This is a genomic window from Vreelandella halophytica, from assembly GCF_968193635.1.
In genome coordinates, this window is record NZ_OZ309107.1 from 3,628,236 (window position 1) to 3,641,392 (window position 13,157).

Genomic DNA, 13,157 nt, shown 5'->3' on the forward strand with positions numbered 1-13,157 from the left:
TGGCCTCCTAGCGGGTACGTGGGTCGAGGGCGTCGCGCAGCCCGTCGCCCAGAAAATTGAGACAAAAAAGCGTTACGGCCAAAAATACCGCGGGCACGATCAGCATCCAGGGGGCCCCTTGCATGTTGGAGGTCCCTTCGCTGATCAAAACGCCCCAGCTGGTCAGCGGCTCTTGAACGCCCAGCCCCAAAAACGAAAGGAAGCTTTCGAGCAAAATCACCTTGGGCACCGTCAACGTCACGTAAATGATCACCGGGCCAATGGAGTTGGGAATCAGGTGGCGGGTGACGATCTTGGAATCCTTCACGCCGAGCGCCTGGGAGGCCTCGACGAACTCGCGGCGCTTGAGCGCCAGGGTCTGACCGCGCACGATACGCGCCATATCCAGCCACTCGACGGCGCCGATGGCGGCGTAGATCAGCAGGATATTGCGCCCCAGCACCACCATGAGCAGGATGACCAAAAACATGAAGGGCAGCGAATACATGATGTCGACAAAGCGCATCATCAGGTTATCGACTCGCCCGCCCAGGTACCCGGCAATGGCGCCGTAGAGCACGCCGATCACCAGGCTTACGAAGGTCGCCACCAGCGCCACGGACAGCGAAATACGCCCCCCATAAAGCGTGCGGGTCAGAAGATCGCGGCCGTTGGCATCGGTGCCCAGCAAATGAAACCCTTCGGTGGTGGGCGGCACGCCAAAGGCGCTCCAATCCACTTCGGCAAGCCCCCAGGGCAGCAAGAATGGGCCAACAATACACACCAGCGCAATCAGCGAAAGCACGATGATACTGGCCATGGCGGCGCGGTTCTGGCGCAGCCGGCGCCACGCTTCCTGGCCCAGGCTCTCGCCCTTGAGCGGCGCTTTGGGCGGGTTGGGGCTACCGCCGCCAACGCCGTTGCCCGGCTGCTCGTCAGTGGCGTGATAAGTAGAGGTCATAACGCGCTCCGTTCAATCGTCATAGCGGATCTGGGGGTCGAATAGCGAATAAAGGAGATCGACGATCAGGTTCATCAAGACGATCAGTACGCCGTAGAACACCACCGTTCCCATCACCAGGGTGTAGTCCCGGTTGAGCGCGCCCTGAACGAAGTAGCGGCCAATGCCCGGCAACCCGAAGATCTGCTCGATCACCACGGAGCCGGTGATGATGCCCGCAATCGCCGGTCCGAGATAAGACAAAATCGGCAGCATCGCCGGGCGCAGGGCGTGGCGCAGAATCACTTCGCGTTCGGTGAGTCCCTTGGCCCGGGCGGTGCGGATGAAATGACTGCCCAGCACCTCGATCATCGAGGCGCGCATCATCCGGGCAATATAGGCGATCTGCTGAATCGCCAGCGCGACCACGGGAAGCACCAGGTTAGGCAGCGCGCCGCCGTTCCAGCCGCCCACCGGCAGCCAGCCCAGCATGATGCCGAAAAACAGCGCCATCAGCGGCGCAATCACGAAGTTGGGCACCGCAATGCCGCCCAGCGCCACCCCCATCAGCGTGTAGTCCACCGCGCTGTTGCGCTTCAAGGCCGCAAACACCCCCATGGGAATCCCCAGCAGCAGCGCCAGCACGATCGCCAGCGCACCAAGCTGAAGGCTGACCGGAAAGCCCTGGAGCAGCAGGTCGCTGACCGAGAAGTCCTTGTAGACGAACGAAGGGCCGAAATCGCCCTGGGCCAGATTGCCCATATAGCGCAGGTACTGCTGCCACAGCGGCTCGTCCATGTGATAGGCGGCCATCAGGTTGGCCTCGATCTCCGGCGGCAGCTGGCGCTCGCCATCGAAAGGCCCGCCCGGGGCCATGCGCATCAAAAAGAACGACAGCGTAATGACGATCAAAAGCGTCGGAATCGCCATGGCCAGGCGTTTGGCAATATAAGTCAGCATGCCTCTGCCCTTTTTGGCTGACGATCGTGCAGGCCAGGTGCGGCGTGGTGTGCCATCTCGGTGTCTACTCCTCGAGCGTGATGTAACGAAGCGGGTGAACGTCCAGCGGCGTGGCGTGCCAACCGGAAACCCTGGGCGAGACCAGCGCCAAATTGACGTAGTCGTAAATCGGCAGCAGCGCGTAGTCGTCGAGCAGCATTTGCTCGGCCTCGGTCAGCACCTCGGCCCGCGCCTCGGGGTCGAGAATCGCATCGCTGCGCGCGACCAGCGCGTCGTACTCGGCGTTGTGGTAGCCGGTGCTGCGCGCCGAGGTGCCGCCGTCGCTGTAGGCGTTCAAAAAGTCGTAGGGGTCGTCGATGGTGGCGACCATGCCGTAGCGGGCCAGCTCGAATTTGCCTTCATTGATGTTGGCAAAGTGGGTGGCGGCTTCGCTATTGTTGAGCGACACCTCGACGCCCAATGGCTGCCACATGGCGGCAATGGCCACGGCGACCCGGCGGTGATCGTCCAGGGTGTTGTAGCGCAGCTCGACCTCGAGCGGGTTGTCCGGCCCGTAGCCCGCCTCATCCAGCAGTTGCCGGGCGCGCTCGAGGCGTTCGTCCATGGGCATATCGGCAAACGCCATTTTGCCCTGGGTGCCGCCCGAGGTCGCCTGCGGGACAAACCAGTAAGAGGGCACCTGTCCCATGCCCAAAATCTGGTCGGCGATCACTTCGCGGCGGCTGGCGAGATTCAGCGCCTCACGCACACGCACATCGCTGAAGGGGCTGTCCTCTTCCATGTTGAACATGTAGAAGTAGCTGGCGACCATCGGGCTCACCTTTAGCGCATCCGCCAGGTTCTCCTCGATCCAGCCGAACTGCTGGCCGGGCACGCCGCCATAGCTGATATCCAGTCCGCCCGCGCGGTAGCGGGTCAGCGCCGCACTGGCGTCATCGATAGGGTAGAAGATCGCCTCGTCGAGGGCGACGTCGGCGGCGGCGTAGTAGGCCGGGTTTTTCGCCAGGGTGATATGGTCCTGGGGCTGCCACTGCTCAAGCGTAAAGGGTCCGCTCACCGGCGTCTGCCCCGGGGTGATCCAGCGCTGGCCCTGTGCGGTCACGTAATGTTCGGGCAGCGGCGCGGCCTCGGGCATCGCCAGCGCCTGCATGAACCAGGCGGCGGGCTTAGCGAAATGAATGCGCAGGGTGTGTTCATCCAGCGCTTCAACGCCCAGGCTTTCCGGCTCGGCCTCGCCAATATTGACGGCGTGAGCGCCTTCGATGGGGTAGTAAAGCTGGGCATTGTGCGCGGCAATTTCGGGGCGCAGCAGGCGGCGCAGGCTGTAAAGCGCATCATCGGCGGTAATCGGCTCGCCGTCGGACCACTCGGCGCCCTCGCGCAAGTAAAGCGTCAGCTCATCACCGGCCTCGTTCATCTCCCAGCGCTCGGCCAGGCCCGGCACCAGCTCGCCTTCGGGGCTGTAACTTACCAGGGTTTCGAACATCTCGCGGATGATGCGGGACTCCCAGACACCGCTGGAGCGCTGCGGGTCAAGCGTACCCGGCTCCGCGCCGTTGTCGATACGCAGCGTCGCGGCTTGGGCACCAAGGCTTGTCAGTGCAAGCGTGGCAGCACCGATGGCCACCGCCAAACGGGATAAATGGGGCATACGGCCTCCTGTTTTTGGGCCGGTCGCGTCCTTTGGGACACGCACGGCTTCGCCGGCCTGGTGAGGCGTAAGCGATTAAAATCGGGAAATAAAACACTTTGAAGGCAAGGCCGGCCGTACCGGCCTTGCGAGCAGTGACTACTCGTCGAAGCTTACCCAGCGCGACGGATGGTCGTCCTGGATATTATTCTCCCAGCCGGATAGCGCCGGATTGACCAGGTTGCGGCTGACGTAGAACATCAGCGGTGCAAAGGCGTTATCTTCAAGCGCCAGCTGTTCGGCCTGCTCGAGAATGGCCTGGCGCTCGTCGAGATCCTGGGTCTGCGCCGCTTCGTCCATCAAGGCATCGAACTCGGAATTGCTGTAGGCGCCGTAATTGTTACCCACGCCACTTTGCAGCAGCACCAGGAAGTTCTCGGCGTCGTTGTAGTCGGCAATCCAGCCAGCCCGGGCGACATCGAAATCCCCTTCGGCGATGGACTGGTAGTGCACCGTCGCTTCGGAGTTGATCATCTCGACATTGACCCCAAGCGGGCGCCACATGGCGGCGATGGCCACGGCAATGCGCTGGTGCTCATCGTTGGAGTTGTAGCGTAGGCGCAGATTAAGAGGATTGCTTTGGCTATAGCCCGCCTCTTCCATCAGCTCCTGGGCGCGGGCCATGCGGTCATCGAAGGACTCGTCGGCAATCGCCATCGGCTGCTGCTCGTAGTGGCTGGTGCCGGGCGGCACCAACGAAAAGGCGGTCTCGAAGGTGCCCTTCATCAGCTGCTCGGTGATTACGTCGCGGCGAATCACCAGGTTGAGCGCTTCGCGTACCCGCGCGTCCGTGGTCGGGTGGCCGTCGCGGTGGTTGAACACGTAGTAGTAGGCGCCCTGGTAAGGCGCCATCTGGGTGGCGTCGGGCAGGTTCTCCATGAGCCACTCGTAGCGCTCGGAATTATAGTCCCGAATGATATCCAGTTCCCCGGCGCGAAAGCGCGAGATCGCCGCATTGCGGTCTTCGGTGGTGTGGAACACCACGCCGTCCAGGCTCACGTCGTCCGCGTCGTAGTAGGTCGGGCTCTTCTCGGTGGTGATGGTGGACTGCGAAATCCACTCGACCGGGTGGAAGGCGCCGTTGGAGGCGATATGATCCAGATCGATCCAACGCCGGCCGTGCTCTTCTACCAGGTGCGCGGGCTGCGGGTAGGCGGTGTAGTGGGTCAAAAGCTGGGTAAAGTAGGGCGTCGGATGATTGAGCTCGACCTTCAGCGTACGCCCGTCGTCGAGCGACTCTACGCCCAAGGCCTCAAGCGGCTCTTCGCCCAAATTAACGGCCCGTGCGTTGACCACCGGGTAGAGCATGTAGGCGTATTTGGAGGCGTTGGAGGGGTTGAGCATCTGACGCCATCCCACCACGAAGTCTTCGGCGGTGACCGGCTCGCCATCCGACCAGACCGCGCCTTCGCGCATCTGGAAGGTGTAAGTCAGGCCATCGTCGGAGATCTCGTAATCCGTTGCCATGCCCGGCTGGAGTTCGCCATCCGGCCCTTCTTTGAAGAGGCCTTCGAACACGTCCATGAGCACCTGGGACTCCCAAACACCGCCCGAGACCTGGGAAGTATCGAAAGACGCAAGTTCGCCCATCACACCGATATCCAGTGTTTCAGCCTGAACCGATTGGCTAGCAAGGGCTGCAGACGCAATAAATACCGCAGTGGACAGTGCACGTTTGTGCACACCGCTTACAAGGCGCATAGTGATCTCCCAAGGATCTGATAAATATGACTTATCTGGTTGTTGTGATATCGATAGGCGTGCGCTTGAAACGCTATATCAGCTGTTTTTCGCTGTTTTCTTTTCTAAGGATATTATGGTTTTTTTAATTAGCCGTCTAGCCAGTGAAACAAATAATTCTCTTGTACAACTAATAACACACGTTATTTACTTTGGCTTAAATAAAAACCTGGTTATTTAAACCACCCAATGGTAACCAAACGATAAAATCACGCTAAGTGAACAGACTGGCGTGTAAAAACCCGGGCGACCCTGGGCCGCTGAGCGCCTTATTGTTAGGTAGTATGGGGCCACACCTCGTCACCTTCTCTACTGGTACAGGAAGCGGCCATGCGCCTTTTGATACTCGCAAGCTCCACGAGTGCTTTTTTCAACCTGTACCAGTTGCAGGCGATCTACCCCTGGCTTGTAGGCCGGCTCGATGCCAGCCTCACTCAGGCGGGTTGGCTCAACATGGCCACTCTTTTTGGCATGATGCTGACCGCCCCCTTTGCCAACCGCATTACTCGGGGGCACTCCTCGCATAGCGCCATTTTGATGGGCGTCGGGCTTTTGATCGCGCTGAATATCCTGCTGGCGTTCAGCACTACGCTGAGCGTCACCTGGTGGCTTCGCGTGGCCCAGGGCGTGGTCTTGCCCTGCGTTCTGACGTCCACCGTCGCGCTGCTGGCCCAGGCTGACAACGAGGCGCAGCGCGCCCGCCGGGTCGGTTTTTTTGTGGCCGGCACCATTATCGGCAGCACGTTAAGCCGCTTTTACCCCGCCTGGGCGCTGGATGTATTCGCCTGGCGCGGCGGGTTCTTGAGCTGCGCGGCACTTTTGGGGCTTTCGTGGCTGGTCATCTTCCGGCAAACGCAAACACAGCCGCTTAAGCTGGCGCCGCCGAGCGAGCGGGCGCCTTACCTTCAACTGCTCAAAAAGGCGCTTTTGGAGAACCGCCTGGCGGTGGCGTACTGCGTGGGCTTTACCCTGCTTTTTACCCAAAGCGCTGTCTTTACCGTGTTGGGGCTGCGCCTCGCCCAGGCGCCCTTCAACTACTCCTCCGCGCAGATCGGGCTGGTCTACCTTGCCTCCCTGCCTGCCATCGCCGCGGTCATCGCCAGCCCCAAACTCTATCGAAACAGCAGCGAGACGCGCTTCTTTTTGCCCTTTACCGCGCTGCTGTGGGTGTCGCTGGCGTTCGCCAATACCGGCTTTTACACGAGCCTGTTAAGTGTCGGGCTCTTTGCCATTAGCACCTACCTGCTGCAAACGCTGACCACGCGTATGGTAAGCCGGGCGCAACGCGTGCCCGCTTCGTTTGCAAGTGGCCTCTACCTTACTTTCTACTACGCCGGTGGCGCCCTGGGCGCCACGCTTGCCGCCTTTTGCTACAGCCATTGGGGCTGGGCGGGGGCCCTTGTGCTGGTGGGGGTAGTGCACGTGCTTACCCTGGTGTCGGTGCTTGCGCTGCTGGCCGCGGGCCGGCGCCAAGACGCCCGCGCCGGCAAGAGTGAATAAACCGTGCTTTTTAGCCCAACCACATGCGCAGCGGCATCCAAAGGCCCATGCCCACCATCACCAGGTTTTCGGTCAATGACACGAAACCCAGCGGCACGTTGCTGCCACCGCCCACGCAGGCGCACTTGAGTTCGCGTTTGTCGATGTAAACCGCCTTGAAAACGGAGACCGCGCCCACCCCTCCGACAAAAAGCGCCAGCGGCGCGGCCAGCCAAATAAGCGCCCCGGCCAGCATCAAAAGACCGGCCAGGGTTTCGATGAAAGGATACACGTAGCCGTAGGGCACGTAGCGCTGAGCGAGCAGGTCGTAGTTGACGAACATGGTGCTGAAACTTTCCACGTCCTGAAGCTTTTGCAGGCCAAGCAGCACCATCGCCGTGGCGATGGCGTACTCCGGCATACGCGGGCCCAGCAACGTGCCCTGAGCGGCCCAGCTCACGGCCAGGCCGATCAACAAGGCCACGGCGAAGATCGCCAGCACCGGGCGGTAGGTGGTGGCGTTGGGGTCGCGCACGCGCAGGCCCAGGTGCTTGCGTACGTCTTCGTAACCACCGATGCGCGTGTCATTGATATAGGTCTGGGGCGTGGTCTTGACGTCTTCCCGCGCCTTGAAGGCGTCGATCTCCTCGCGGGAGGTCAGCCAGTGATCCTCCACCGTAAAGCCCTTGCGCTTGAGAAGATCCACCGTTTTCACGCCAAACGGGCAGCGGTGGGTGGTCATGTTCATACGATAGACGCGGGCCGTGCCCTGGGTAGTACTTGCCATCGTCGCCTCCTGAAGGGGTCTTCGAATTCATGGGGGTTCGTCAATAAGCGTAGAACCTATGGGCCACCCATGGGTCAAGGCGCGCCAGCCCGGGGGAGCAAGCTTAGCGCGCGCGGTGGCGGCGCAATGTCAGAGCGAACCCCAGAAGCCCGGCTATGGGCCCTGGCACTAAAAGCCAGGCCGCGTCCAGGCCGGTGCGCTCGAATAGGGCGGTGATGGCGGTAATCGACACCACGGTGATGGCAAAGCCGATGGCGTTCAAAATGGCCAGCGCCGCGCCGACGATGGCCGGCGGGCAGGCCCTGGCGGAAAGCGCCGAGAACTGCGGCGAGTCCGCCACGACCGCCGCGCCCCACACCAGCAGCAGCGCCAAAAGCGCCACCGGGGGGAGCTGACGCCAGAATAGCGCGAACAGCACCGCGCAGAGACACGACAGCGCCAGCGCCGCCAATGCCACCGGCGCGCTGCCAAATCTTCGCGAAAGCGCCCCGCCCAGCAGACACCCCAGCGCCCCGATGCCGATCACACCGAAGGCCAAGCCCGAAATACCAAGGCCCGGGTAGGCGCCAGGCAGCACCGAGCTTGCCACCAGCAGCGGCACCAGGGTCCAGAAAGCATAGAGCTCCCACATATGACCAAAATAGCCCCAGGCCGCCGCGCGAAAGCGGGGGACCTTGAACGCCTCGATCACACGAATACGCCTGGCCCCGGGCTTGGGTCGCGCGGGCAGGTGGGGCCCATCGCCCAGCCAAAAAATCAACGCCGCCCCCAAAAGCGCCAGCAGCGAAGACGCGCTGATCACCACCTGCCAGGCAATCTCGGCCCCCAGCTGTTTGAGGCCGTGGGGCAAGGCGGTGCCCAGCGTCAGCATAGCGACCAGTTGGGCAAGCGCCTGGCCGGTGCGCTCTGGCGCCCAGCTCACCACTAGTTTCATGCCCACCGGGTAGATCCCTGCCAGGCTCAGCCCCACCAGAAAGCGCCAGAAAAGCGCGTCCCCAAGCCCCTGCGCACCCCAGGCAAACAGCGCGTTAAATAGCGCCCCGGCCAGCGCGCAGCCAACGAACAGGTGGCTGGCTCGAAAGCGGTCCGCCAGCCCCGTAAGCGCCAGCAAAAGCGTGCCCAGAATGAAACCGCCCTGCACCGCGCCGGTCAGCCAGCCGATATCCGTGGCGCTCACGCTCCAGACGCGCATCAGCTCATCAAAAGCGCTATTGGCACTAAACCACAGGGAGGTGCCCAGCAACTGAGCGATGGCAATCACGGCCACCGGCCTTTTGGCCAAAAGGCCCGGCGAAGAAAAAGCGCGTCGTGCCATGGGCTTTAGGGCGTCAGCGCTTTGGAAGAGGCCGCCTTCTTGCCGCGGGCCCTGCGCTCGGGCTCGGCGGGAAACTCGGTATCCACCCGGTCGATAAAATCCTCGAGCTCGGCAAAAAGCGCTTGGCGGATGGTCGCGGCTTCGTTCACCAGGTGGTGGCGCGCCTCGGGGTGGCGATACACCGTCGCCTCGGGCAGTTTGTCGGCCAAAATTTCGAGGTTGCGCTCCCAGTCCACGGTCATGTCCTGCTCGCCTTGTAAAATCAGCGTGGGCAGCGCCAGCGGCTCGAACGCCAGCAGCCTGGGAATCCAGCGGCGCATGGCCGAAATCCAGGCAACGCTAAGCCGCTCGGGCTGCAGCGGGTCCTGGTCGCGCAGAAACGCGGTGAAGGTTTCGTCGGTGGAGTTGGGGCGGTACTTGCGGGGCAGCTCTTTTACAAAGGGGCTGGCGATTAGATGCACCCAGCTGGCCTGGCTCCAGCGCCAGGGGCGCACCAACGGTGCCAGCAGGACGATACCCGCCCAGCGGGCCGCTTCGCGTTTTTCCAGGGCGTCGGTGATCAGAATGGACCCGCCGGTACTTTGGCCAATGCCGACCCAAGGCGTGGGCGCCAAGCTCGCCGCCTGCAGCGTCTCTTTTAGGTGGGTAAAGCAGTGCTGATAGTCGCTGAACTCGTTGATTTCCGCGCGGGGGCCGCTGGAAAGCCCGTGGCCGGGCAAATCCCACAGCACCACCAGCCAGCCCTTGTCCAGCAGGCTTTTTAGCAGGTGGCGATAAAGCCCCAGGTGGTCGAAATAGCCGTGCACCACGAAGATGGTGCCCTTGGGCGCAATAGGGCTCCAGACCTGACACCACAAGTTGAACTGCCCGGTGTCGATAAACCCGGCATAGACCGAGGGCGTACTCTCGAAAAGGGTGTCGAGCTGGTAGTGCTGAAAGTAGCTTTTCACCGCCTGCGTCAGCGCCGTCCCCGGCGCCAGGTAGTGCAGCGCCGGGGCATCGCTTGCCTGGCGGAACACCTCTGATAAATGATCGAACTCGTGCATTACCTGTCTCCCTGAATGGCCATGTAGCCCGCCTGGCCATCGCGCGCGTTATTATCATTTAGTCGAGCACAGCGGCGCTTTAACGACTACGCTATTTACACGCCCCAGCGTTTATGGAAGTATTTTCCATAAATACTCATTGATACGGGCCGTGGCCCCTTCATCCCCACGGGCACCTTCACAGGAGAGACCCATGAGCGAGCGTATCACGCGCCACCGTCTACAGGTGGCCGCCAGCCTGGACCGTTTTATCAGCGAACACGCCCTGCCGGGCACCGGTATCGACGAAAACGCCTTCTGGTCCGGCGTCGATGCCTTGTTCTTCGATCTTACCCCGAAAAACCAGCGCCTGCTGGAAGAGCGCGAAACGCTGCAACAAGCGCTCGACGCTTGGCACAAGGAGCATCCCGGCGCGATCAACGACATGGCCGTCTATAAAAGCTTCCTTAAAAAGCAGAATTACCTGGTGGACGCCCCGGCCAACGTTAACGTTACAACGGCCAACGTCGATCGTGAAGTCGCCATTCAGGCAGGCCCGCAGCTGGTCGTGCCGGTCAGCAACGCCCGTTACTCGCTGAACGCCGCCAACGCCCGCTGGGGCAGCCTCTATGACGCGCTTTACGGCACCGATGCGATCTCCGAAGAGGACGGCGCCGAGAAGGGCACAAGCTTCAACCCCAAGCGCGGTGAAAAGGTCATCGCCTACGCCCGCGGCGTGCTGGACCGCGCAGCCCCCCTGGCCACCGGTTCCCACCGGGATGCGGTCAAGTATAGCTTGCGCGACGGCCACCTGGTGGTAACCCTGGAGGGCGGGCGCGAAACCGGCCTGAAAGATGCCGGCAAGCTGATCGGCTTTAACGGCGACGAAAGCGCGCCAAGCGCGGTGCTGCTCTCCAACAACGACCTGCACCTCGAGATTCAGATCGACGCGACGGATTCGATCGGCAAGACCGACCCGGCGGGGGTGAAGGATGTCGTGGTCGAAGCCGCGCTGACCACCATCATGGACTGCGAAGACTCCGTGGCCGCGGTCGACGCCGAGGATAAAGTCGGCATTTACAGCAACTGGCTGGGCCTGATGCGCGGCGATCTGGAAGAGAAGATCGAAAAAGGCGGCAAGACGACCACGCGCACGCTCAACGCCGACCGCACCTGGCAAACCACCGAGGGCGGAAGCGTCACACTTCCCGGCCGCTCGCTGATGTTCGTGCGCAACGTGGGCCACTTGATGACCACGCCGGCCATTCTGGATGAAGACGGCAACGAGCTGCCCGAAGGCATTCTCGACGCCGTCATGACCTCGCTGCTCGCACTGAATGATTTGAAAAAAGACGCCGACCAACCGCGCAACTCCCGCGCAGGCTCGGTCTACATCGTCAAACCGAAAATGCACGGCCCCAAAGAAGTGGCCTTTGCCAACGAACTCTTCAGCCGTGTGGAAGATATCCTCGGCATGAGCCGCGACACCCTGAAAATGGGCATCATGGACGAAGAACGCCGCACCACGGTGAACCTCAAGGCGTGTATTGCCGAGGCGACATCAAGAGTGGTGTTCATCAACACCGGCTTTTTGGACCGCACCGGCGACGAGATGCACAGCGCCATGGAAGCGGGCCCGATGGTGCGCAAGGGCGACATGAAGTCCGCCGCCTGGATCACCGCTTACGAAAAGAACAACGTACAGGTGGGCCTGGCCTGCGGCCTGCGTGGCCGCGCCCAGATCGGCAAGGGCATGTGGGCCATGCCGGATCTGATGCATAACATGCTCGAGCAAAAAATCGGCCACCCGAAAGCCGGCGCCAACACCGCCTGGGTGCCCTCGCCCACCGCGGCGGTGCTCCACGCGCTGCATTACCATCAGGTGAAGGTCGCCGACGTTCAGCGTGAGCTTGAAAGCCAGGGCGAAACGGACCTGCTCGACGAGCTACTCACCGTGCCGGTCGCCGAGAACACCAACTGGTCGGATGACGAGATTCAGCAGGAGCTGGATAACAACTGCCAGGGCATTTTGGGCTACGTGGTACGTTGGGTAGAGCACGGAGTGGGCTGCTCGAAAGTACCGGACATTCACGATGTTGGCCTGATGGAAGACCGCGCAACGCTGCGGATTTCCAGCCAGCATATCGCCAACTGGCTGCACCACGGCATTGTCGATGCACCACGCGTGGAAGAAACGCTCAAGCGCATGGCCAAGGTAGTGGATGAGCAGAACGCTGGCGACTCTACCTACACCGCCATGAGCGCTGACTTTGATGGCTCCACCGCCTTCAAGGCCGCGTCTGACCTGATCTTTAAAGGCCGCGAACAGCCCTCGGGCTACACCGAACCGCTACTCCACGAGTGGCGCCAGGTGCATAAGAAAAAAGCGCACAAGGCGAAGTAATACCACGCCACTACCGGGTGCACTCATTGCCAACGGCCCTCAAGGTTTTCCTTGAGGGCCGTTTTTCTGATGACACCATTTTGGGGCGCTACCTGGGCCTCAGCCTCAGAGCCTCCATGCCCCCATCGACGGGCAGACAGACCCCGATCGACGAGCGATTGCCAGGGTCGGCCAGATACACGACCGCGCGTGCCACTTCCTCGGCGCTGACCAGCCGGCCATGGGGCTGACGTGCTTCCAACGCCCGCCGCTCGGCGGCCGGGTCATCGGCCTGCTGCAGTAGCCGCGCTACCCAAGGCGTATCGACGGTACCGGGTGCCACGCAGTTAACGCGAATACCCTCCCGTACATGATCGGCAGCCATGGCCCGTGTCAACGAGAGCACCGCGCCTTTGGTCGCAGAGTAAAGCGTGCGCTGCTGAAGCCCAGCCGTGGAAGCGATCGAGGCCATGTTGGTGATTGATGCCGCACTCGATTTTTTCAGATACGGCAACGCCGCGCGAGTCACGCGCGCCATGCCCGTCACATTGATATCCCAGGCCCTGGACCACTCTTCATCCGAATTATCCGCGATGCTCCCTTGCGCCCCGATACCCGCGTTATTCACCACGATATCCAGGTGTCCAAAATGTGCTACCACGGCCTGAACCGCCGCCTCTACCGAGGCGCTGTCAGCGACATCGCACGGATGCCAAAAGTGATCGTTTTCGGGATTCGTGACATCCAAAACGGCGACCTGGGCGCCTTCCTGCGCCAAAAGTTTGGCGATTGCCGCGCCGATCCCCGAGGCGCCACCGGTCACCAGCGCGACCAGACCTTCAAAGCGTGCCTGCATGAT

Annotated in this window: 10 protein-coding genes; 2 read left to right on the forward strand and 8 right to left on the reverse strand. The window is 61.8% G+C overall.

The window, feature by feature from the left end; all coding sequences use genetic code 11:
* Window positions 1–7 precede the first annotated feature (7 nt).
* From ACWHXT_RS16805 to ACWHXT_RS16820, 4 genes are all read right to left on the reverse strand, one after another.
* On the reverse strand, window positions 8–940 hold the full coding sequence (locus tag ACWHXT_RS16805; protein WP_447894619.1) for an ABC transporter permease: 933 nt from the start codon (window positions 938–940) through the stop codon (window positions 8–10).
* Between the two features lie 12 nt (window positions 941–952).
* Window positions 953–1,879 carry an oligopeptide ABC transporter permease OppB gene (gene oppB / locus ACWHXT_RS16810; protein WP_447956666.1) on the reverse strand — a complete coding sequence of 309 codons (927 nt, stop codon included), beginning with the start codon at window positions 1,877–1,879 and terminating at the stop codon, window positions 953–955.
* A 64-nt stretch (window positions 1,880–1,943) separates the two neighbouring features.
* On the reverse strand, window positions 1,944–3,530 hold the full coding sequence (locus ACWHXT_RS16815; RefSeq protein ID WP_447956667.1) for a peptide ABC transporter substrate-binding protein: 1,587 nt from the start codon (window positions 3,528–3,530) through the stop codon (window positions 1,944–1,946).
* A 138-nt stretch (window positions 3,531–3,668) separates the two neighbouring features.
* Window positions 3,669–5,270, reverse strand: a complete 1,602-nt coding sequence (locus tag ACWHXT_RS16820) for a peptide ABC transporter substrate-binding protein (protein ID WP_447956668.1) — start codon at window positions 5,268–5,270, stop codon at window positions 3,669–3,671.
* Window positions 5,271–5,639: 369 nt separating this feature from the next.
* On the opposite strand from ACWHXT_RS16820, the gene ACWHXT_RS16825 reads away from it, so the two are divergent.
* The gene (locus tag ACWHXT_RS16825; RefSeq protein WP_447956669.1) at window positions 5,640–6,809 is read left to right on the forward strand and encodes an MFS transporter; all 1,170 of its coding nucleotides are present in this window, start codon (window positions 5,640–5,642) and stop codon (window positions 6,807–6,809) included.
* Between the two features lie 10 nt (window positions 6,810–6,819).
* Here the strand turns inward: ACWHXT_RS16825 and ACWHXT_RS16830 are convergent, their stop codons facing one another.
* From ACWHXT_RS16830 to ACWHXT_RS16840, 3 genes are all read right to left on the reverse strand, one after another.
* Window positions 6,820–7,575 carry a glutaredoxin family protein gene (locus tag ACWHXT_RS16830; protein ID WP_447927356.1) on the reverse strand — a complete coding sequence of 252 codons (756 nt, stop codon included), beginning with the start codon at window positions 7,573–7,575 and terminating at the stop codon, window positions 6,820–6,822.
* A gap of 103 nt (window positions 7,576–7,678) precedes the next feature.
* Window positions 7,679–8,836 carry an MFS transporter gene (locus ACWHXT_RS16835; protein ID WP_447956670.1) on the reverse strand — a complete coding sequence of 386 codons (1,158 nt, stop codon included), beginning with the start codon at window positions 8,834–8,836 and terminating at the stop codon, window positions 7,679–7,681.
* Between the two features lie 59 nt (window positions 8,837–8,895).
* Complete coding sequence (locus tag ACWHXT_RS16840) at window positions 8,896–9,936, reverse strand: alpha/beta hydrolase (protein WP_447956671.1); 1,041 nt, start codon at window positions 9,934–9,936, stop codon at window positions 8,896–8,898.
* 193 nt (window positions 9,937–10,129) lie between these two features.
* Between ACWHXT_RS16840 and ACWHXT_RS16845 the strand changes: the two genes are divergently transcribed.
* Window positions 10,130–12,319, forward strand: coding sequence for a malate synthase G (locus ACWHXT_RS16845; protein WP_447956672.1), 2,190 nt, complete (start codon window positions 10,130–10,132; stop codon window positions 12,317–12,319).
* A gap of 88 nt (window positions 12,320–12,407) precedes the next feature.
* Here the strand turns inward: ACWHXT_RS16845 and ACWHXT_RS16850 are convergent, their stop codons facing one another.
* Window positions 12,408–13,154: an SDR family NAD(P)-dependent oxidoreductase gene (locus tag ACWHXT_RS16850; RefSeq protein ID WP_447956673.1), complete on the reverse strand. Its 747-nt coding sequence runs from the start codon at window positions 13,152–13,154 to the stop codon at window positions 12,408–12,410.
* Window positions 13,155–13,157: the final 3 nt, after the last annotated feature.

Bases quoted from the DNA above. Each gene is read 5' to 3' on its own strand.
- ACWHXT_RS16845 (WP_447956672.1), top strand. From the start codon at position 10,130: ATGAGCGAGCGTATCACGCGCCACCGTCTACAGGTGGCCGCCAGCCTG.
- ACWHXT_RS16805 (WP_447894619.1), bottom strand. From the start codon at position 940: ATGACCTCTACTTATCACGCCACTGACGAGCAGCCGGGCAACGGCGTT.
- ACWHXT_RS16815 (WP_447956667.1), bottom strand. From the start codon at position 3,530: ATGCCCCATTTATCCCGTTTGGCGGTGGCCATCGGTGCTGCCACGCTT.
- ACWHXT_RS16850 (WP_447956673.1), bottom strand. From the start codon at position 13,154: ATGCAGGCACGCTTTGAAGGTCTGGTCGCGCTGGTGACCGGTGGCGCC.
- ACWHXT_RS16830 (WP_447927356.1), bottom strand. From the start codon at position 7,575: ATGGCAAGTACTACCCAGGGCACGGCCCGCGTCTATCGTATGAACATG.
- ACWHXT_RS16820 (WP_447956668.1), bottom strand. From the start codon at position 5,270: ATGCGCCTTGTAAGCGGTGTGCACAAACGTGCACTGTCCACTGCGGTA.
- ACWHXT_RS16840 (WP_447956671.1), bottom strand. From the start codon at position 9,936: ATGCACGAGTTCGATCATTTATCAGAGGTGTTCCGCCAGGCAAGCGAT.
- ACWHXT_RS16825 (WP_447956669.1), top strand. From the start codon at position 5,640: ATGCGCCTTTTGATACTCGCAAGCTCCACGAGTGCTTTTTTCAACCTG.
- oppB (WP_447956666.1), bottom strand. From the start codon at position 1,879: ATGCTGACTTATATTGCCAAACGCCTGGCCATGGCGATTCCGACGCTT.